A 19,833-nucleotide genomic window follows, 5' to 3' on the forward strand; every position below is an offset into this window, starting at 1 on the left:
ACCTCCTAACTCCAGCGTCTTTTGTCAACTACCATTATGGTTACAAAGACAAAGAAGATTATCACACTCAAGTAGAAGACAACGTCATTTAAGCTTAAAACACCGTTTTGAAAATTAGTGAACCTTTGTAAAAGTGAAATGTTGTCTACAATATTTTTTGCTGTTCCTTGGAAAACATCTCCAAGCCAGCTAACTATCCAAAAGAGCAGTAATATTGAAAAACCTATGACGCCTGCAATTAACTGGTTTTCAGTTAAAGATGAAGCAAAAATGCCTATTGCAATAAATGCTGCACCCATCAAAAATGTCCCAATATATCCTGTCAGGATTGGACCAAAATCGGGAGTGCTGTATATTTTAAGGTACAAAGGATATATTAAAGAAACCACCAAAGATAATGTATAAACAGTCAATGCAGCAAAGTATTTTCCCAAAACCATGTCGGTTATTCTAAGAGGTGATGTCATAAGCAATTGGTCTGTACCATTTTTCATTTCTTCTGATATTAGCCTCATGGTCAAAATAGGGCTTATAAACATGAATACAAACACCATATTTCCAAAAACTGGTGACATCAAGGCGTACTGCGTCGAAAGGACAAATGTCGCAAAGAAATATCCAGATATAAGCAGCAAAAAGCCTACCAGCACATACGCAAGAGGCGAAAGAAAGTAGGATTTAAGCTCCCTTTTGTATATTGTCAGCATTTTCATTATCATTTACCTCCTCATCTGTTGTAAGCTGTAGGAAGACTTCTTCTAAGCTGTAGTTTACCGGCCTAAATTCAATGATAGGCAAACTTTGATTCGCAAAGGAAAAGAAAATCTCTTTTCTTAGGTCATGGTCTACATCTGTTTCAACATCTACATCGATGCAATTTTCTTTCGAATTTGCTTTTGATTTAAAGTTTTTGATTCCATTTATTCCTCTTAAAGTAGTTGATATTTTTTCTACAGAACCTATTACTTTTAGGAAATATCTTTTTGATTTTCCTATGGTGTCTGTCAAGTTTTCAGTGGAATCTATCGCTACAATCTTGCCTTTGTTTATGATTATAACTCTATCGCATATCATGCTTACTTCCGGCAAAATATGCGTACTTAAAATTATTGTATGTTTTTTTCCTAACTCCTTTATGATGTCTCTTATCTCTTTGATTTGTTTTGGATCTAAACCTACTGTCGGCTCGTCCAGCACCAATACATCCGGATCTCCTACTATCGCTTGTGCCAGACCTACTCTTTGTTTGTAACCTTTTGAAAGGTTTTTAATGATTCTTTTCCTTACGTCTGCTAAACCAACCTCACCTATGACTTTATCTACTGTGGCTTTTTTCTTGTCATTGGAGACTTCTTTCAATTCGCAGACAAAAGCCAGATATGCTTCAACAGTCATATCCAAATACAATGGTGGAACTTCCGGAAGATATCCAATATGTTTTTTTGCTTTTATAGAATCTTCTATAATATCGTATCCGGCAATTTTTATTGTGCCTGATGTTGGTGGCATAAAACCAGTTATCATTTTCATTGTCGAGCTTTTTCCAGCTCCATTTGGGCCTAAGAACCCTACGATTTCTCCGCTGTCAACAGAAAAGCTTATGTTGTCGACGGCTTTGCGGCTTCCGTAAACTTTGGTAACGTTGTTTACTTCAATCATCATACGCGGCTAAACCTCCTTTTTGTATATACTACTTAATTATAACCAACTTTTATTAACAAATTGTTAATAAAATGTAAGAGAATTTTAAAATAAAAAAAGCATAGAGCTTTAAAAAGCCCTATGTTATGCCGCCAAAAGAGATGATAACTTTTACTACATCGTTTATCTTATCGTCACTGACTTCTACGTTAAGCTGTATATTAGCATCAGCGGTTTCATCGTAATAGCCCATTCCGCTTATCATGGGATCTGACATCAACAGAGGACTTTTTCTTATGTCGAAAGTGTATCCAGATTTTAAGACAAGTGATGCCAGTGTAGGCCCTGTTTCTGTGCCGGCTATGTTTTGCTTGTCGTTATAAGTATCTGCGTATTTATCGATAATGTCGATGTACGATTTATATCCCATGCTTTTTAAATAGGCGGAAGCTTTATTGGCCTTTTCTAAACTGTAAAAATATCCATTTATTTTCATAGAATCACCCAAATATATTTTGGGCTTAATTAAGATAAATATGTATTATGAAAAATACCCGGTTTTACCGGGTACATTAGAATTTCGATTCAAAACTTAGCAATGTTTATGCTTTGAAATCGGATCTTCTATCAAGGTTGCAAAGACGAATTTATGATAGTGGTCGTCATCAACAGTAGTCTTGCCTTCTACAAAATGGACATGCTTGCCGTCACCCACTTCAATAGCCGGCCCAGTTATTACACCAATTTCATGATGATGATCTTCATAAAAATCTGTACTTACTAATATTGCATGGACATGACTATCGCCATCTTTTATCACTTGGCTTGTGACACCAGCAAATCTGTGATTGTGCTCCTCTTCTTCGTGTTCACCTGCTAACATGGTGCTTCCTAAAAATTCGTGGTTATGAGTTTGACCTTCATCTTTTTTATTGTTGTAAAGATCAAAATAGTTTTTAATTTCTTCAATTGATAATTCCATAAATTCAACCTCCAAAAATTATTGAGTAATGACAATGATATAATATGCTTGTGGTATAAAATGTGTGATATTAAAATTAAAGCCTATAAAGAGACTTTTATGAATTCTTTAGAAGTTTATGTTAACGAAATGGTCAATAATGGTAGAAATAGTATATTCTAAATTTGCTATTTTCAAGTATTCTGGTGCGCCTGACAGGAATCGAACCTGCGACCTCCCGGTTCGGAGCCGAACGCTCTATCCACTGAGCTACAGGCGCACAAACTTCATATTACATTATATCCTTTTTAAAAGGCATAAGTCAACCGTATTAGCTGACATAAATTTGATATTTCTGCTGCATAGTGCTATAATTAATTAAAAATTGAACAAAATAAATACGAAGGAGGAGAGACAATGCAAAATGTCGAACTTGAAGCTGTATTGAGAACACCGGGTAAGAATGCGGCCCGCAAGCTGAAGGAAAAAGGCTACATTCCTGCCATACTATACGGAAAAGGCATGGAGAGCATTCCACTAGCTGTTGAAACCGGTAAGCTTCGCACAATAGTACAAAAACACGGCAGGAATGTCCTCCTCAATTTGATAGTTAACGGTGCTACACATCAAGCAATACTGAAAGATGAACAAAAGGATGAATTGACTGGAAAGCTGATACATATAGATTTTCAGCGAGTATCTATGAACGAGAAGGTTGAAGCAGCAGTACCGCTTAAATTTGAAGGTGTAGGCGTTATTGAAAGCAAAGGTCTTTTAGTGCAGCATCAGAAGTGGGAGCTTAATGTTGAGGCTCTGCCAACGGTTATTCCAGAAGAGATTGTAGTAGATGTATCTAATTTAGGAATAGGAGATACGATACTTGTAAAAGATGTAGTTGTACCTGAAGGTGTTGAAAAGGTAGATGATTCTGACGAAGTCATATTGACAATAGTAGCGCCAAAGAATGCTGATGTGGAAGTAGAAGAGTCTACGGAAACGGCTTCTGAAAATGAATAAGAATATTTGATAAAAATTAAAAGGAGCATTTGCTCCTTTTAATTTTTCAATAGTTTATGATCTTTTTCTTTTCACTTAAAAGTCTTTCTGGTATTACATCATTTTTGATTAAGTCATCATATGTTTCTCTGGCTACTATTAAATCTGATTCACCATTATTTAGAAGTACAGCAGCAGGGCGGGGAAGGCGATTGTAATTGCTTGCCATTGAGTAATTGTAAGCGCCTGTACATGTGACAGCTATTATATCGCCACTTTCAAGTTGTGGCAAATCTATGTCCCATATAAGCATGTCACCAGATTCACAGCATTTCCCTGCAATAGAAACTTTCTCAAGATTTATTTTGCGAGCTTTATTAGCCACAATTGCATTGTATTTAGCACCGTACAAAGCTGTCCGTATATTGTCAGCCATACCGCCGTCAACTGAGACGTATTTTCTTACGCCAGGGATGTTTTTTATTGCTCCAACAGTGTAAAGCGTAGTGCCTGCATTGCCAATTATAGAGCGACCTGGCTCTACGATTATGTGAGGCCTTTTTATATTTAATTCTTTTGAAAATTCTTCAACTGTCTTCATTATCTCGCTTGCTATTAACTCTATAGGTTGTGGGTCATCTTCTTCAACGTAAGCTATTCCAAATCCGCCACCTAAATCCAGATTTTCGACTTCCCAACCTGTAGTATCTTTTACTTTTTTGAGGAAGTTCATCATTATATCTATTTCTGCCTTATACGAATCATAGCTAAAAATCTGTGAACCTATATGGCAGTGTAAACCGGTTAGATTTACATTATCCAGCGTCAAAGCGTACTTTATGGCATCGAGAGCATCCCCGTTAAAAAGAGGGAATCCAAACTTAGAGTCTATTTGACCAGTTTTAATGTATTCGTGGGTATGGGCTTCTACACCGGGTGAAATTCTCAAGTATATATTGGGTTTTTTGCCCATCTTTAAAGCCAGTTCGTTTAGCATATTGAGTTCAAACCAATTGTCGACTATAATGCAGCCTATGTTGTATTCCAATGCCATTGTTAGCTCATCCATTGATTTGTTGTTACCGTGGAAATATATATTTTGAACAGGGAAATCGGCTTTTAGCGCTGTATAGAGTTCACCACCGGATACTACGTCTAATCCTAAATTTTCTTCTTCTATGATTTTACATATAGCTGTTGTCATAAATGCCTTGCTGGCATAAATCACTTCATTTCCTGGATAATTTTTCTTAAAACCGTTGTAGAAGGAACGGCAATTTTCTCTTAGTAGTTCTTCATCTATGACGTAAAGGGGAGTACCGTATTGCTTTGCTATCTTTACAGTATCACACCCAGCAATTTCTAAATGACCTTTTGAATTTATACGCATGTTCTTTTGAAACACAAAACCATCTCCATCACTTTATTAATTTAAAATATCAAAATCAATGTATAAATAAAAACAGCTAAGGTATTTTCTTTAGCTGTGTATCAATAGACATAGAAATACCTCCTTTCCCTTAGCGAGATAGCTCATCACAAATAGTCCGGGTTAACTACTTGTGACAGTCCTATACATCTTATGCATAGGCCCAGCTGTGTAGATATTAAGGTATCTACACGCTTCGGCGGATTTATCCCTTTCACATGCAATCATCGGCTCCTTAAAACCTATTACATGTTACTCTTGATGCTCCGCTCCTCTACCTCACCTTCAAGGAAGATGAGGTACATAGTATTTATTTTTTAATATGATATCATTAAAAACTGAATGTGTCAACATATTTATAAATCATTGAGGGAATAATCAATAATGAGACTTTGAAGGGGTGATGTTATGCAGTGGTTGATGACTTTTATAGCATCTTGGTTAATTTTCATCTTGCTTATTGATTTTAAACAGATAAAATATACGATATGGGCAGGAGTCATGGCTTCTATTTGTCAGTTAATAATTGACAATATGGCATTTCACTTAGAATTATACGATTTTAGGCACGATATTTTAAAAATTTTCAATTCATCATTCTTTTTTACATTTGGTGCGCCATTTACGATAGGCATATTATACGCACAGACTTATCCAGAGAATAGAATATTGAGGCTTATAAATGTTTTTGTGTCTACTGCTTTGTTTTTTGGATTAGAGTACGCATTAAAATTGTCTGGTGCTCTTAAATACGTGCATTGGCATTACTTTTACAGCATTACGATAGATGTCTTGGCATTGATGTCTTTAGGCAATCTGATTACAATATTTAGATTGGCACCGTGGATGAGAAATGAAAGATAATTGAATGGAGGATAAGCGTGCTTAAATTTATCTTAATTGTTTCTATAGATTCAATACTTGTTTACATGTGGTTTAGATACTTAGATGGCTTGAGAAAAAACAGATGATTAATAATGTACAAAAAAAAGATGTAAATATCATAGGTATTGTATATTTGAAATACTGAAAAATAATATTATAATATAAGTATCAAACGTTTACCATTTAAGGGGGATATCGAAAGATGGCTGATGTTATTCTTAAGCATGTATACAAAACATATCAGGGTGGAGTGACGGCTGTTAAAGATTTCAACTTGGAGATTAAAGACAAAGAATTTATAGTCTTAGTTGGACCATCTGGATGCGGAAAATCTACTACATTAAGGATGGTTGCTGGTCTTGAGGAGATAAGTCAAGGAGAGTTATATATTGACGGGAAATTAGTAAATGATGTGCCACCAAAGGACAGGGATATAGCGATGGTGTTCCAGAACTATGCTCTGTACCCACACATGACAGTCTATGACAACATGGCTTTCGGCTTAAAGCTTAGAAAAGTGCCAAGGGCAGAGATAGACCAAAAAGTAAAGGAAGCAGCCAGGATACTTGGCATAGAAGATTATTTAAAGAGAAAGCCAAAGGCATTGTCAGGAGGACAAAGGCAGAGGGTTGCTTTAGGACGTGCTATAGTTCGTAATCCTAAGGTGTTCCTCATGGATGAGCCTCTTTCAAACTTGGATGCAAAGCTTAGGGTTCAGATGAGGACAGAGATTGCAAAGCTTCATGACAGATTGCAGACGACATTTATATATGTAACACACGATCAGACAGAGGCTATGACGATGGGATCAAGAATAGTCGTCATGAAAGATGGCGTTATACAGCAGGTAGATAAGCCGCAAGTAATATATGAGCATCCTGATAATTTGTTTGTTGCAGGTTTTATTGGAAGCCCACAGATGAATTTCATAGATGCAAGGCTTGAAAGTGAAAACGGAAAAGTTTATGCATCTTTCAAAGGCTTTAAAGTTGTGGTTCCAGATGGAATCGTAAAGAGGTTAAAAGATGAAAGCTATATAGGCAAAGAAGTTGTATTGGGCATAAGGCCAGAAGATCTGCATGACGAGGAAGTTTTCCTTGAAGCATATCCAGATAGCGTTATTGAGACTAAAGTAGATGTTACAGAGCTTATGGGTTCTGAAACATATCTCTACCTTGATTTGCAAGGACAGCCGCTTACAGCGAGAGTTGATCCAAGATCGACAGCAAAGGCTGGCGATATAATCAAAATCGGTCTTGATACAAATAAACTCCATCTGTTTGACAAGCAGACAGAGCAGACGATATTAAATAGATAAAGCAATAAAACCCATAGGAGAGATTATTCTTCCTATGGGTTTTATTTATGCATACAGTTTTCCGTACGGTCTATGACCTGCAGGATGCAGCTTTATAAACTTGTGGTTCATGATTTTATCGTAGTCGTACTTGAAATACGATGAAAAATTTTTGATGTATTTGCTTATTTCCTTTAAATCTTCTTCTGTCGCTTCTTCTTTTATTACTTCTTTTCCAAGCTTGTAATCTTCTACGTCGTTGCACCTTAAATATATGACACCGCCGTGCATTCCTGTTCCGCAGTATTCACCGACGATATCTTTCTTGTTGCTTAAATTTAACACTATCATGCATCCACCTGCCATGTATTCACCAAAGAAGTCTCCCGGCGTTCCACCTATTACGACTACTGGAACTTTGTCTTTGTACTGCTTCATGTGGATACCTACTCTGTATCCGGCATCGTTTTTTATATACATGGAACCGCCTCTCATGCCGTATCCAACAACATCTCCAACGTGACCGTGGACTATTATGCTTCCGTCGTTCATGGTGTTTCCGATGGCGTCTTGGCCATTGCCAAACACTTCAATCGTCAATCCGTCCATAAATGCGGCTAAGTCATTTCCTGGCGTACCTTCTATGTTTATTTTTGTACTGCCATTTAAGTTATCTCCTATATACCTTTGTCCGTTTACGTTTTTTAAGTTTATTACATCTTCTCCTGCATTGACTAGTTCTTTTATCATTTCGTTTAAGTCTTTGTAATGCATATCTTTTGCATCGATTGTCTTCACATTAATGCACCTCCAGATCCAACATTTTTGACTTTCTTAAGTCTTTAGGGAAATACACGTATCCGAAATCATCTTTCATAAGATGATCTTTAAATGGCGAAACATCGATTCTATCTCTTATTAGTCCGGTGTATATTCCTGCTCTATCAGCATCGTTTATCAGTATGAAGCCTACAATATTGTTACCTTTAAGCACAATTTTTTTATAAGAGTTTTTGTCATAATCAGCTTTTGTTATCACATCGTAAGAGCTATCTGGAGGATTTATGATTCCGGCTGTAATGATGTAGGTATCTTTGTATCCTATGGAATTCATAGGGAATGTACCTTTTGTGGTACTTTCAACGCCTACCATGTTTAGACCAGCTATCTCTCCTTGCATGTATGCACTGGGCCATATGGGCACGACTCTATTTGAATCGATAAGCATATCGTATCCTTCAGCGACATCTCCAGCAGCGTATACATCGTCAAGATTAGTCTTCATATTTTTGTCTACCAATATACCCCGGTTGACTTTTATAGCTGTTCCTTTTACGATGTCTGCATTTGGAGTTACGCCTATTGCAAATATGAGATGGTCGGCAGGCAATGTTTCACCATTTTTTAGATGGACTTCTTTTACATAGTCGTCACCTATGATTTCATCTACTGTTGTGTTTAACTTGATCTTTATACCGTCGCCTGTAAGCCTCTTTGTTACTATAGACGCAGATTCATTGTCAAGGATAGTGCTTAAAATTCTATCGGCAAGCTCGACGATAGTGACGTCTGCTCCTAATTCATGAAGTCCTTCTGCAGCCTTGAATCCTATAAGTCCGCCTCCGACGATGACCACTTTTGAGTTTGGTTTGACGCTGGATTTTAAGCTTTTTGCTTCGTCAAGTTTTATAAATGTCTGGATGTTCTTCTTTTCAAGGCCGTTTATCGGAGGGACGAAAGGTTTGCCACCTGTTGCTATAAGCAATTTATCGTACGATACAAAATCGCCATTTTCAAGCATGACATTTTTTTTATTCTCATCAATAGATACTGCTTTTACACCAAGAATGGCTTTCACATTGTTTTTTTGGTAAAAATCCTTGTTTCTGTAAGCCATTTTTTCTTCTGTAACTGTTCCTGCAAGGTAGTATGATATTAAAGGTCTGGAATACACGTGGTATTTTTCATCAGATATGACGGTTATATTTGACGTTTTGTCGTACTTTCTGATGGCTTCCACTGCTCCAACCATTGCAGCGGAGTTTCCGATTATTACTATATTCATCTATATACCTCCTTCATAGACGAGAGCTTCGTTAGGACAGTTTTTTACACAGGCAGGCTCACCAGCTTCTGCACACAGATCGCACTTTGAAGCAATTTTATTGTTTGTGTCTCTTACGATTGCTCCAAATCCACATACGAGGACACATGTCCAGCATCCTACACACTTATCGGTATCGCAAGTTACAACACCTATTACAGGATCTTTTTGCATTGCACCTGTTATACAAGCCTTTACACATGGAGCATCATCACAGTGTCTGCATTGCAGCGAGAAGGATAATGGACGATTTTCTTCTACAACGATTCTTGGAGCTGGACGGTTGCTGTCGAGTTTGTATGCCTTCAAAACATCTTTATACTTGGAGTGGGATGTTATACAGTATACCTCGCAAAGTTTGCATCCGACGCAAACTTCTTCCTTGGCATAAACCTTCTTCATATATTTCAATCCTTTCATTCAATATGATAGATTAATAGTTGATAAATGTAATATTAAAAGATTTTATTCTCCGGCTGCCAGTATGCCTAATACATCCAGTTCTTTCTGTGTCATGCCTATTCCTCTTAGCATAAGCCTGTTGCCTTTTAGGCTTTCAATGTCGTTTATACCCATACCGCCAAGCATCTCCTGTATCTCATGGCCCCAAGCTGTAATGAGGTTTATAAGCCTTTTGTATCCTATTTCAGGGTTTAATCTTTTTACGAGATTAGGATCTTGAGTAGCTATTCCCCAATTGCATTTTCCGGTGTAACACTGTTGGCACATATGGCAACCAAGTGCAATAAGTGCTGCAGAACCTATATAAACGGCATCAGCGCCTAACGCAATTGCCTTTACTATGTCAGCACTGCTTCTTATGCTGCCTGCTGCGATGAGGGAGATGGTGTGCCTTATGCCTTCTGAGCGAAGCCTTGAATCTACTGATGCGATGGCAAACTCAATTGGAATTCCTACATTATCCCTTATGCGCTTTGGAGCCGCACCTGTACCACCTCTAAAGCCATCTATAGCGATGTAGTCAGCACCGGCTCTTGCGATGCCAGATGCTATGGCTGCCACATTGTTGACTGCAGCTATCTTTACACCGACAGGTTTTTTGTAGTCTGTTGCTTCTTTTAGCGAATATATCAACTGACTTAAATCTTCAATTGAATAGATGTCATGGTGTGGCGCAGGCGATATGGCGTCGCTGCCTACAGGTATCATTCTTGTTTCAGAAATGTCCTCGCTTACTTTTTCACCAGGCAAATGACCACCAATTCCAGGTTTTGCACCTTGACCAATCTTTATCTCAACTGCTGCAGCAGTTTTTAAGTATTCTCTATCAACTCCAAATCTACCTGATGCTACTTGAACGATTGTATTAGGACCGTATTTTCTAAAATCCTTATGAAGACCGCCTTCACCAGTATTGTAGTATATGCCCAACTCTTTTGCTGCTCTTGCCAGTGATGCATGAGCATTGTAGCTTATTGAACCATACGACATGGCAGAAAACATTATAGGGTAATTTAATGTTAGCTGCGGAGGCATTTTTGTCGTTACGTTTAAATTTTCGTCCAATTCTATTTTATCTGGCTTTCTACCTATGAAAATTTTTAACTCCATTGGCTCTCTTAATGGGTCTATAGAAGGGTTTGTAACCTGACTTGCGTTAATCACCATCTTATCCCAGTAAATAGGATATGGCCTGTCGTTGCCCATGGCCGATAGAAGAACTCCCCCTGTTTCTGCTTGTCTGTATATATCTCTTATGGCATCGTAAGTCCAGTTGGCGTTTTCTCTGAAAACTTGAGGATGTTTTACTATTGTTAAAGCGTGTGTAGGGCACATTACGACACATCTTTGGCAATTTACGCATTTATAATCGTCAGCTACCATTTTGCCTAAGTCTTCATCGTAGCTGTGTACTTCATTTGCACATTGTCTCATGCAGACTTTGCAGTTTATGCATTTATCGTAATCTCTTATCACTTTAAATTCTGGCGTAAGGTAATTAAGGCTCATGCAGTAACCTCCTTTTTATTGAAAATCTCAGATACGTTTTGCTGGTCGATCTCTGCAATTACAGGCTCTCCACCTTTAGGTATCCACACTCTATCAGGATTTTTGCAGACTTGCCTTATAGCTGATTCTTCGCTTGCGACGTAAATTACATCGCCGTGGCTTGCGGCTGTTAATGGTCTTAATTTTATCCTGTCATTGATGGCGATGAAACCATTATCGTATGTTACGATCAACGAGAAAGGACCATTTAATAAAGCCTTGCTGTATATTATTTTGAGACTGTGATAAAGCTCTTTTTCTTTTAAAGACATGCGTTCTACCTGATTCCACAGAGGTGACGCTACGACTTTTGCTGCCAAAGACACTGGGAGATTGTGCTTTCTCAACAGCAGGTCGAAGATGTACGCAGCGACTTCAGTATCTGTCTGGAGCGTGCAAGAATATCCGAATTCTTCTAAGTACTTTCTATTCGTGTCATAGGAAGAAAGCTCGCCGTTGTGCACTACTGAAATGTTTAAAAGATTGAAAGGATGTGCACCGCCCCACCATCCAGGAGTGTTAGTAGGAAATCTGCCATGAGCTGTCCACATGTAGCCATTGTAAGTTTCTAATTTGTAAAACTCAGCTACGTCTTCTGGATAACCAACTGCTTTAAAGACACCCATGTTTTTGCCGCTGGAGAAAATATACGCTCCATCCACGTTTTTATTTACATTGAAGATAAATTTAACGACGAAATCTTCATCGGTAATTTCATTGGCATTTAACACTTCAAGTTTAGGCAATGCAAAGTATCTGTAGATAAGAGGAGCATTTTTTATGCTTTCTGTTTTTCTTGTAGGTATTTTTTCCTCGTAAGCTATGACGAAATTTGCTTTAAGCAATTCTTCAGTTTCCTGTTTTGCCTTTGTGTTGTCGTAAAACATGTGGAATGCGTAATGCTCTTTAAACTCAGGATAAATGCCATAGGCAGCAAAACCACCACCAAGGCCGTTTGATCTATCATGCATCGTTGCAATCGAATCGGCAATTATCTGGCCAGAAAAAACCGCTCCAGATCTATCTATTATGCCGCTAATAGCGCACCCAGAAGGTATCCTTATATTTCCTTCTTTCAACATTTTATAACCCCCTTAAAATTTTTTATGTGCAATATTTTTTTTGTAAACTGCAATTTTTAGAAAAAGTTTACTGCAGCATATTCTTACAGTAAACCGTTTGAAGCCAAATTTTTAGCTCGATAAGAGTGTTATCAATATTATATTACATTTTTTGAAAATTGCAATACAAAAATGTAGAAATTCATAAAGTAGTTTTGTCAAAAAACGCTTGTGACATTTTACGGCAAAATTTTGTTAATTTCTACAATACCTATTTTTTCTACTACAAAATATTGTATAATTATTATATACTTTATATTAAGGTGGTATTGTATGAGTATTTACGATAATATTAAAAAAGCCGTTAGAGATTTTCAAAGATATGTAGATGTTCCAATATATCTCATCGATAAAGATGGCAAGTTGATCTTTTCAGGTGAAGAAAATTCTTTAAAAAAAGAAGGAATTTTTGTCGTAAACAGAGAATTTATAGATAAAAAGGATGTATACGAATGTCAAGCCATGACTTTCTACAACATATTTGTAAACGGATGGCGTTTTTTGACTGTCGGCGTTAAAGGTACTGGTGAGAAGGCTCGAAACATTGTCATGCTGTTGTCAATGAGCTTTGAACACATGTCAAATCAGTTGTCGAAAGATGACTTGCTTTTAAAGCTTCTTTTAGGTGATTTAAAAGGCGATGAGATGGAGTATTACTTTCAAAAATTTAAAATCGAGGAAAAAGAACTTTATAGAGTTATAATAATTGAGTCAAGTGAGCAGATTTATGATGCCTATAAGATGGTGGGGCACATATTTGAAAAGAACAGCTATCAAACCATCATTCTAAGTGAAAATAGATTTGCTGTTTTGCTTTTAGAGACAGCTTTAACGGATATTGATATGGCTGCAAAAACTTTAAAGGATACAATAGAATCCGAAATATATATTAGGATAGATATGGGTGTTTCAAACAAAGCCTACAATTTTAAAGAGATAAGCAAAGGCTATGATGAAGCGTCTACAGCATTGAAATTTGGGAAAAAAATTGATAACAATGAGAAGGGGATTTACTTTTACAGAAGCTATGCCTTAGAGGAGTTGTTATTGAAGCTTTCAGATGATGACATTAAGAGGTTTCTTATGGCTTTTACAGATAGCAATTTGGATTATTTCAATGACGATGAACTTGTTACGACTCTCAATGCTTTTTTCAGGAATAGTTTGAATTTAAGTGAGACATCAAGAGATTTGTACATCCATAGAAACACTTTAGTTTATAGATTAGATAAAATACATAAGTTGACAGGATTTGATCCTAAACAGTTTAATGATGCCGTAATACTTAAGGTTTTAATGACGTTTGCGAAATTTTTGCCATAGTAAAAATAATTTCGAAAGGAATGTTGCAGGAAATGATTAAATTTGTTGGGGTTTCAAAGAAGTACAAAAATGACATTATCGCTGTTTCAAATATCAATTTTACGATTGACAATGGCGAGTTTGTCTTTTTGGTGGGGCCAAGTGGTGCGGGGAAATCTACGATATTAAAGCTTCTTTTGAGAGAAGAAATTCCTACTACAGGAAGTATCTTTGTAGATAAAAAAGATATAACAAAGTTGAAAAGAAAAGAAGTGCCGTATTTAAGGAGAAATATTGGCGTAGTGTTTCAGGATTTTAAACTTTTGCCGAATAAAACAGTGTATGAGAATATTGCATTTGCACTGCAGATTGTGGAAGCTGAGCCTAAGTATATAAGAAGAAGGGTACCGATGGTTTTGTCTTTAGTTGGATTAAGCGAAAGAGCCAATTCATATCCGCAGCAATTGTCTGGTGGCGAACAGCAGAGGGTGTCAATTGCAAGGGCGATTGTAAATGAGCCTTCGATTCTTGTGGCTGATGAACCTACGGGTAATTTAGATCCTGATACGTCATGGGAAATAGTAAAATTGCTGTCTGAAATCAATAAAAGGGGAACAACTGTAATAATGTCTACACATGCGAAAGATATTGTTGATTCGATGAAGAAAAGGGTCATTGCTCTTGAAAAAGGGAATATAGTAAGAGATGAGATGAGAGGTGTTTACGGATATGAAGCTTAATACTGCAGCATATTACATAAAAGAAGGTCTTACGAATGTCAAAAGAAACAGAGCGATGACAGTTGCATCTATTACTTCTGTTACGGCGGCACTGCTGATATTAGGGCTGTTTTTGATAATCATACTTAACGTGGATTCTATGGCCATCCAAGTTGAATCGCAATTGGAGCTTAAAGCATTCATAAATGATAATTATGATGCTGCTAAAGTGGCAAAAGTGGGTGAGGAGATAAAGGCAATAAGCGGTGTAAAATCCATAACGTTTGAGTCTAAAAAAGACGCTCTTAATAATTTTAAAAAACAGTTGGGTGACAAAAGCTATTTAGTAAATGGCTTGGAAAATGACAATCCGATGCCGCAGTCTTTTATAGTCAAAGTGACAGATGCAAACATGATGAAGCAAGTTTCAGAAGAGATAAAAAAGATTGACGGTGTAACGCAGGTAAGCTATGGACAAGATGTGGTAGATAAACTGCTGGGAATTATAAAGATAATAAGGATTGTTGGCCTCTTTGTGATACTTATTCTCTTTATAATTTCAGTTGTAATAATTTCAAACACAATTAAATTGGGAGTGTTTGCACGCCGCAGAGAGATTAACATCATGAAGTATATTGGCGCTACAGATTGGTTTATCAGGTGGCCATTCCTTGTAGAAGGCATTGTGTTAGGGCTTGTCGGTTCAGTGCTGGCTATAGCTATATTGGGCTTTATATACGGATATGCTTCAGACCTTGTGAACAACAAATTGATTATATTTACGCTTCTTCCTGCAGGTGTCGTGATAAAGCAATCACTTGTGTACTTTTTGGCTATGGGTTCCTTAATAGGCGCCATTGGCAGTGGCATATCTATAAAGAGATTTTTAAATGTCTGAGGAGGTATATTATTGAGGGAAGGAAAATGGAGGAAGATAATTTTTACATTATTAATTTCAGTGATGCTTCTTACGACATCATTTCCCAGAGCTGACCAACTGCAAGACGCAAAAAACAAATTAAACAATGTTCAAAGTGCTATAAATCAAAACAAGGCTAAGCAGAACCAGATTGCAAGTCAAAAGCAGGATATACAAAAGGAAATACAAGATCTCGACATGAAGTTGAATGATACCACAAAACAGCTTAATGACGCAGAGGCGAAATTAAACGATGCGATAGCGAAATTAAATATAGCACAGCAAGAGCTTGATACGGCCAAAAAGACGGAAGAAAGTCAAAGGGATATATTGAAAGAAAGAGTAAGGGCCATGTACATAAGCGGTGGAGAAACAGGTTATCTTGATGTGCTTTTAAGTGCAAAAAGCTTTGCTGACTTTGTAACAAGGCTTGATTTAGTAGAAAGGCTTGTTGGGTTTGATGTCAATCTCCTAAATTCGTATCAGCAGCAGAGAAAGACTGTTGAAGAAAAAACGAAACAGTTAGCTGTGGCAAAGCAGGATGCAGAAAATTACAAAAATCAGGTAGAGGCCAGAAAAAGAGATATTCAAGTTGCCTTGTCATCAAGGGAAGGATTCATGAGAGATTTAGAGAGGCAACAAGAGCTATATGAGGAGCAGGAAAAGGCTCTTTTAGAGCAGTCAAAGCAATTGGAGAGCACCATAGCCAAATTGCAGTCCTCTAACACAGTTTATACAGGGGGAAAGCTTGGATGGCCTGTTCCCAGCAGTTCAACAATAACATCGCCGTTTGGCACAAGGTATCACCCTATTTTGCATGAATATATAATGCATACAGGAATCGATATAGCCGCATCATATGGAGCAGCTATAGTTGCTGCAGCAGATGGCAAAGTCATATACGCAGGATACTATGGTGGATACGGAAACGCGGTAATAATCGATCATGGCGGTGGCATAACTACTTTATACGGTCATAACTCTGAACTTTTAGTTACAGTCGGTGAAACGGTGAAGAGAGGCCAACAAATAGCAAAAGCTGGCAGCACTGGACTGTCGACAGGACCTCACTGCCATTTTGAAGTAAGAAAAAATGGAGTACCTGTAAATCCTATGGACTGGTTAAAATAACCGGTCTATTTTTTTTGTCATCATATTATTGTATAATAAGATGTAACATCATATAATTTAGAGAACTGTTTTGATATTTGGCAGTTTAATATTTTGGCTTTAAAGAAAGGAATGGATAAATATATGAATAAAAAAAGAATGGTTGCTGGTGCGGTTTTACTTGTATTTGTAAGCAGCATAATGACTTTTTACCTCACAAGGCTTGTACCACTTGCATACGGTGGTTCGGTGATTGTACCGAGAGAAGAGTACAACCTTATTAAGCAGTACAGCAAGCTTTTTCAAGTTGAGAACATACTGACAAATGATTATGTCGATAAGATAGATCAATCTAAACTTGTGGATGGATCGATAAAGGGGCTTGCCAGTTCCCTTGGAGATCCATATACAGTTTACATGGATAAGAAAGATTACCAAGATTTCACGACACAGACGACAGGTTCTTATGCAGGCGTTGGTATCGTGGTTTCAGTTGACAAAGATGGGCATATTGTAGTTGTTTCACCGATGAAAGGGACGCCGGGAGAGAAAGCTGGAATAAAATCTGGTGATATAATAGTATCTGTAGACAATGTTAAGGTTAATGGAAATAATTTAGATAAAGCTGTTTCTTTGATGAAAGGCCCTCAAGGCACGAAGGTTTCACTTGTTTTGATGAGAGACAATAAGCTTATTACTAAGACTTTGACGCGAGAAATAATCAAATTGCAGACGGTAAGCAGCACTATGCTGCCAGGCAACATAGGCTATATCAAGATGACGATGTTTGATGAAAACACATCTGCTGATTTTACAAAGGCTCTTGATAGTCTTAAATCGCAGGGATTAAAAGGACTTATCATAGATTTAAGAGATAATCCAGGCGGCATATTGGAGCAATGTGTCAATATCGCTAATGAACTGTTGCCAAAGGGCCTTATAGTATCTACAAAAGGCAGACAAAGCAAGGACAACCAAGTGATATATGCAAAAGGGCCAGGATTGCAAAAGCCAATAGCTGTCCTTGTTAATGGTGGAAGTGCCAGCGCTTCTGAAATACTGTCAGGTGCAATAAAAGACAGAAAAGTTGGAGTGCTTGTGGGCACAAAGACATTTGGCAAAGGTTTGGTACAATCTGTCATAGATTTTGGCGATGGTACTGCTCTTAAGTATACATCTGCAAGATACTATACTCCAAGCGGTGTAAACATCCAAGGGAAGGGCATTGAGCCAAACTACGTTGTTGAGCTTCCAAAAAACTATGTCGTGACGGATACACCAGATTTGAAAGGCGATACACAGCTTATAAAAGCATACGACATAGTAAAATCAGAGATCAAATAAGGTGTTTATATGATATATATTAATTTAATATGGCTTATAATTAAATCTATTGCGTTGATGATCTTAAACCCTTTCGTGTGGCTTGTCGTCGCTTTTATCTACTTTCAGTACAAGAGGAATGTAGAGATTGAAAGGCAGATGGTGGGAAAAGAGCAAACATCCCTTAAAGATCAGGTTTTGGATTCTGTCATATATGGCTTTTTGATAGGCATTTTGGGTAGCATAGTGATAGTTTTTTTAGGAATAACAATAGATAATATTGGCATAGAGTACGTATTTCCGCTTGCAATACTGCTTATGCTGATAAATCCGAGGTATATATGCTTTTCTTACGCTGGTGGGATTGTATCACTTATTAGCTTGATGATTGGATATCCAAACGTAAATGTATCGGGGCTTATGGCTATAGTAGGCATTCTCCATCTCATGGAAAGCATACTCATTTACCTGGATGGTTCAGCAAACAGCATACCTGTGTTTGTAAGGCTAAAAAACGGCAATGTTGCCGGTGGATATACGATGCAGAAATTTTGGCCTATACCTTTTATTGCCTTGTCAACGACGACAGCCATATTAGGTGGTGCATCATCCATAAACATGCCTGATTGGTGGCCTCTATTAGGGCCTTCTTCGAATCTGAAAAATATCGTATTTATCATGATGCCTGTAGTTGCTGCACTCGGATATGGAGATATAGCTCTTACAGAGATGCCTAAGAAAAGAGCCCATAGATCGTCCATAAGGCTTCTGGGCTTTAGCTTAATATTAATAGGCTTATCTCTTTTAAGCATTAAAATATATATTTTCAAATGGATTGCGGCTATCTTTGGACCATTGGCGCACGAGTTAATCATTATAATTGGGCAGAGGGAAGAAAAGACGAAAAAACCGCTTTTTGAATACCAAGATACTGGTTTGATGGTGCTGTCTGTAGTAAAAAATTCTCCTGCTGAACAAATTGGGATAAAGCCAGGCGATGTAGTTTTAAAGATAAATGATATTCAGATTAACAGTGAAGATGACATTAAAAGACTGCTTTCAACAAATCCAACCATATTGTTTATTACAGTAAGAGAGACTGATGGCAGTTTTGTCAGATATGAATACAGAAATTGTAAAGGGATAAATTGGCTTGGACTGCTTATCGTACCGCAGTATCCGGATAATTTATACAGCATAAGTGAGATGGAAAATGGAGGTTTGATAAAAAGCTTGTTGCGGAAGTTTACGAAAAAGCATTAGGAGGTAAAGCGGATGTTTGTAGAAACTTATGAAACATACAATGCTGTTTCTGATAAAACATTGAAAGGTAAATTGGTGGTTGTGATAGATACGCTTAGGGCTACCAGTGTCATAACGACAGCCCTTGTCAATGGTTCAAAAGAGGTCATACCAGTAGCAGATATTGAAGAAGCTGTAAACCTGTCTTACAATTTTGACAAAGATGAAATATTATTAGGTGGGGAGAGAAATGCCGTCAAAATCGATGGGTTTGATCTTTCCAACTCGCCTTTGGAATATTCAAAAGATGTTGTAGAAGGAAAAACTATCATATTGACGACTACTAATGGTACGAGGGCTTTAAAAAAAGCTTCTTCATCAGATGATGTCGTTGTTGGGTGCCTTTTAAATGTTTCATCTATTGCAGAATACATCCAAAGAGAAGATAAAGATGTAGTAATCATCTGCGCTGGCACCGAGGGAAAATTCTCTATCGATGATATTATAACTGCTGGCGCTATTTTGCATAAGCTTAAAGAACTAAAGCCGTATGAAAGCGATGATTTGTCAAAGGCGTCATATTTTCTATATGAATCATTTAAAGACAATGTTTTAGACATAATGAAATACGGTTATCATTTAAACAGGATAGAAAAATTAGGTTATCATGATGATGTGGAGTTTTGCACAACGATAGATATGTTTTCAATTGTTCCCAAATACATAAATGGTGTAGTAAAGATATGTTGAAAGCCGGCCCGTGCCGGCTAAAAA

Annotated in this window: 20 protein-coding genes, 1 tRNA gene and 1 riboswitch; of the genes, 10 read left to right on the top strand and 11 right to left on the bottom strand. The window is 37.3% G+C overall.

From position 1 onward, the window contains the following. Window positions 1-5: 5 nt before the first annotated feature. The 5 genes from JJQ93_RS00080 to JJQ93_RS00100 form a co-directional block, all read right to left on the bottom strand. A complete protein-coding gene (locus tag JJQ93_RS00080; RefSeq protein WP_274892311.1) occupies window positions 6-713 on the bottom strand; it encodes an ABC transporter permease in 708 nt (235 codons plus the stop codon). Beyond that, on the bottom strand, window positions 679-1,662 hold the full coding sequence (locus JJQ93_RS00085; protein WP_274892312.1) for an ABC transporter ATP-binding protein: 984 nt from the start codon (window positions 1,660-1,662) through the stop codon (window positions 679-681). The genes JJQ93_RS00080 and JJQ93_RS00085 overlap by 35 nt, the downstream gene beginning before the upstream one ends. 118 nt (window positions 1,663-1,780) lie before the next feature. Beyond that, complete coding sequence (locus JJQ93_RS00090; RefSeq protein ID WP_274892313.1) at window positions 1,781-2,137, bottom strand: hypothetical protein; 357 nt, start codon at window positions 2,135-2,137, stop codon at window positions 1,781-1,783. A gap of 96 nt (window positions 2,138-2,233) precedes the next feature. After that, window positions 2,234-2,623 (bottom strand): YmaF family protein, encoded by a 390-nt coding sequence (locus tag JJQ93_RS00095; RefSeq protein ID WP_014758119.1) that lies wholly within the window; start codon window positions 2,621-2,623, stop codon window positions 2,234-2,236. 183 nt (window positions 2,624-2,806) lie between these two features. Continuing rightward, a tRNA-Arg gene (locus JJQ93_RS00100) sits at window positions 2,807-2,882 on the bottom strand. Between the two features lie 137 nt (window positions 2,883-3,019). Here JJQ93_RS00100 and JJQ93_RS00105 point away from each other — a divergent pair. After that, window positions 3,020-3,619 carry a 50S ribosomal protein L25/general stress protein Ctc gene (locus JJQ93_RS00105; protein ID WP_274892314.1) on the top strand — a complete coding sequence of 200 codons (600 nt, stop codon included), beginning with the start codon at window positions 3,020-3,022 and terminating at the stop codon, window positions 3,617-3,619. A 46-nt stretch (window positions 3,620-3,665) separates the two neighbouring features. Here JJQ93_RS00105 and lysA read toward each other — a convergent pair whose 3' ends face one another. Next, a complete protein-coding gene (gene lysA / locus JJQ93_RS00110) occupies window positions 3,666-4,988 on the bottom strand; it encodes a diaminopimelate decarboxylase (protein WP_274894015.1) in 1,323 nt (440 codons plus the stop codon). Between the two features lie 131 nt (window positions 4,989-5,119). Continuing rightward, a riboswitch (Lysine riboswitch) is annotated at window positions 5,120-5,312 on the bottom strand. 123 nt (window positions 5,313-5,435) lie between these two features. On the opposite strand from lysA, the gene JJQ93_RS00115 reads away from it, so the two are divergent. Beyond that, window positions 5,436-5,891: a CBO0543 family protein gene (locus JJQ93_RS00115; RefSeq protein WP_014758122.1), complete on the top strand. Its 456-nt coding sequence runs from the start codon at window positions 5,436-5,438 to the stop codon at window positions 5,889-5,891. A gap of 223 nt (window positions 5,892-6,114) precedes the next feature. Continuing rightward, window positions 6,115-7,230, top strand: a complete 1,116-nt coding sequence (locus tag JJQ93_RS00120) for an ABC transporter ATP-binding protein (protein WP_013787311.1) — start codon at window positions 6,115-6,117, stop codon at window positions 7,228-7,230. A gap of 45 nt (window positions 7,231-7,275) precedes the next feature. Here the strand turns inward: JJQ93_RS00120 and JJQ93_RS00125 are convergent, their stop codons facing one another. The 5 genes from JJQ93_RS00125 to JJQ93_RS00145 all read right to left on the bottom strand — a co-directional run bounded on the left by JJQ93_RS00125 (window position 7,276) and on the right by JJQ93_RS00145 (window position 12,405). Next, window positions 7,276-8,007: a GltB/FmdC/FwdC-like GXGXG domain-containing protein gene (locus JJQ93_RS00125; protein WP_274892315.1), complete on the bottom strand. Its 732-nt coding sequence runs from the start codon at window positions 8,005-8,007 to the stop codon at window positions 7,276-7,278. Window position 8,008: 1 nt separating this feature from the next. Beyond that, on the bottom strand, window positions 8,009-9,274 hold the full coding sequence (locus JJQ93_RS00130) for an NAD(P)/FAD-dependent oxidoreductase (protein ID WP_274892316.1): 1,266 nt from the start codon (window positions 9,272-9,274) through the stop codon (window positions 8,009-8,011). Continuing rightward, complete coding sequence (locus JJQ93_RS00135; RefSeq protein WP_274892317.1) at window positions 9,275-9,715, bottom strand: 4Fe-4S dicluster domain-containing protein; 441 nt, start codon at window positions 9,713-9,715, stop codon at window positions 9,275-9,277. It abuts the gene before it with no gap. Between the two features lie 63 nt (window positions 9,716-9,778). Continuing rightward, the gene (locus JJQ93_RS00140) at window positions 9,779-11,284 is read right to left on the bottom strand and encodes a glutamate synthase-related protein (RefSeq protein WP_274892318.1); all 1,506 of its coding nucleotides are present in this window, start codon (window positions 11,282-11,284) and stop codon (window positions 9,779-9,781) included. Continuing rightward, window positions 11,281-12,405, bottom strand: coding sequence for a class II glutamine amidotransferase (locus JJQ93_RS00145; RefSeq protein ID WP_014758127.1), 1,125 nt, complete (start codon window positions 12,403-12,405; stop codon window positions 11,281-11,283). The genes JJQ93_RS00140 and JJQ93_RS00145 overlap by 4 nt, the downstream gene beginning before the upstream one ends. 312 nt (window positions 12,406-12,717) lie before the next feature. Between JJQ93_RS00145 and JJQ93_RS00150 the strand changes: the two genes are divergently transcribed. From JJQ93_RS00150 to JJQ93_RS00180, 7 genes are all read left to right on the top strand, one after another. Then, the gene (locus JJQ93_RS00150) at window positions 12,718-13,767 is read left to right on the top strand and encodes a PucR family transcriptional regulator (RefSeq protein ID WP_085112311.1); all 1,050 of its coding nucleotides are present in this window, start codon (window positions 12,718-12,720) and stop codon (window positions 13,765-13,767) included. Window positions 13,768-13,799: 32 nt separating this feature from the next. Then, complete coding sequence (gene ftsE, locus JJQ93_RS00155; RefSeq protein ID WP_013787318.1) at window positions 13,800-14,486, top strand: cell division ATP-binding protein FtsE; 687 nt, start codon at window positions 13,800-13,802, stop codon at window positions 14,484-14,486. After that, window positions 14,476-15,363, top strand: coding sequence for a permease-like cell division protein FtsX (ftsX, locus tag JJQ93_RS00160; protein WP_274892319.1), 888 nt, complete (start codon window positions 14,476-14,478; stop codon window positions 15,361-15,363). Before ftsE ends, ftsX begins: the two co-directional genes overlap by 11 nt. 12 nt (window positions 15,364-15,375) lie before the next feature. Continuing rightward, window positions 15,376-16,515 (top strand): murein hydrolase activator EnvC family protein, encoded by a 1,140-nt coding sequence (locus tag JJQ93_RS00165; RefSeq protein ID WP_014758130.1) that lies wholly within the window; start codon window positions 15,376-15,378, stop codon window positions 16,513-16,515. Window positions 16,516-16,638: 123 nt separating this feature from the next. Continuing rightward, window positions 16,639-17,838: a S41 family peptidase gene (locus JJQ93_RS00170; RefSeq protein WP_014758131.1), complete on the top strand. Its 1,200-nt coding sequence runs from the start codon at window positions 16,639-16,641 to the stop codon at window positions 17,836-17,838. Window positions 17,839-17,847: 9 nt separating this feature from the next. Further along, window positions 17,848-19,080, top strand: coding sequence for a PDZ domain-containing protein (locus tag JJQ93_RS00175; protein WP_274892320.1), 1,233 nt, complete (start codon window positions 17,848-17,850; stop codon window positions 19,078-19,080). Window positions 19,081-19,092: 12 nt separating this feature from the next. Beyond that, complete coding sequence (locus JJQ93_RS00180) at window positions 19,093-19,809, top strand: 2-phosphosulfolactate phosphatase family protein (protein ID WP_274892321.1); 717 nt, start codon at window positions 19,093-19,095, stop codon at window positions 19,807-19,809. The last annotated feature ends 24 nt before the right edge of the window (window positions 19,810-19,833 follow it).

Origin of the sequence: Thermoanaerobacterium sp. R66 (assembly GCF_028895185.1) — a bacterium.
GTDB lineage: Bacteria > Bacillota > Thermoanaerobacteria > Thermoanaerobacterales > Thermoanaerobacteraceae > Thermoanaerobacterium.

Coding starts and splice junctions, on each gene's coding strand:
- JJQ93_RS00150 (WP_085112311.1), top strand. CDS start 12,718: ATGAGTATTTACGATAATATTAAAAAAGCCGTTAGAGATTTTCAAAGA.
- JJQ93_RS00105 (WP_274892314.1), top strand. CDS start 3,020: ATGCAAAATGTCGAACTTGAAGCTGTATTGAGAACACCGGGTAAGAAT.
- JJQ93_RS00115 (WP_014758122.1), top strand. CDS start 5,436: ATGCAGTGGTTGATGACTTTTATAGCATCTTGGTTAATTTTCATCTTG.
- JJQ93_RS00140 (WP_274892318.1), bottom strand. CDS start 11,284: ATGAGCCTTAATTACCTTACGCCAGAATTTAAAGTGATAAGAGATTAC.
- JJQ93_RS00095 (WP_014758119.1), bottom strand. CDS start 2,623: ATGGAATTATCAATTGAAGAAATTAAAAACTATTTTGATCTTTACAAC.
- JJQ93_RS00175 (WP_274892320.1), top strand. CDS start 17,848: ATGATATATATTAATTTAATATGGCTTATAATTAAATCTATTGCGTTG.
- JJQ93_RS00130 (WP_274892316.1), bottom strand. CDS start 9,274: ATGAATATAGTAATAATCGGAAACTCCGCTGCAATGGTTGGAGCAGTG.
- JJQ93_RS00085 (WP_274892312.1), bottom strand. CDS start 1,662: ATGATGATTGAAGTAAACAACGTTACCAAAGTTTACGGAAGCCGCAAA.
- JJQ93_RS00170 (WP_014758131.1), top strand. CDS start 16,639: ATGAATAAAAAAAGAATGGTTGCTGGTGCGGTTTTACTTGTATTTGTA.
- lysA (WP_274894015.1), bottom strand. CDS start 4,988: ATGCGTATAAATTCAAAAGGTCATTTAGAAATTGCTGGGTGTGATACT.
- JJQ93_RS00080 (WP_274892311.1), bottom strand. CDS start 713: ATGAAAATGCTGACAATATACAAAAGGGAGCTTAAATCCTACTTTCTT.
- JJQ93_RS00135 (WP_274892317.1), bottom strand. CDS start 9,715: ATGAAGAAGGTTTATGCCAAGGAAGAAGTTTGCGTCGGATGCAAACTT.
- ftsX (WP_274892319.1), top strand. CDS start 14,476: ATGAAGCTTAATACTGCAGCATATTACATAAAAGAAGGTCTTACGAAT.
- JJQ93_RS00090 (WP_274892313.1), bottom strand. CDS start 2,137: ATGAAAATAAATGGATATTTTTACAGTTTAGAAAAGGCCAATAAAGCT.
- JJQ93_RS00120 (WP_013787311.1), top strand. CDS start 6,115: ATGGCTGATGTTATTCTTAAGCATGTATACAAAACATATCAGGGTGGA.
- JJQ93_RS00180 (WP_274892321.1), top strand. CDS start 19,093: ATGTTTGTAGAAACTTATGAAACATACAATGCTGTTTCTGATAAAACA.
- ftsE (WP_013787318.1), top strand. CDS start 13,800: ATGATTAAATTTGTTGGGGTTTCAAAGAAGTACAAAAATGACATTATC.
- JJQ93_RS00145 (WP_014758127.1), bottom strand. CDS start 12,405: ATGTTGAAAGAAGGAAATATAAGGATACCTTCTGGGTGCGCTATTAGC.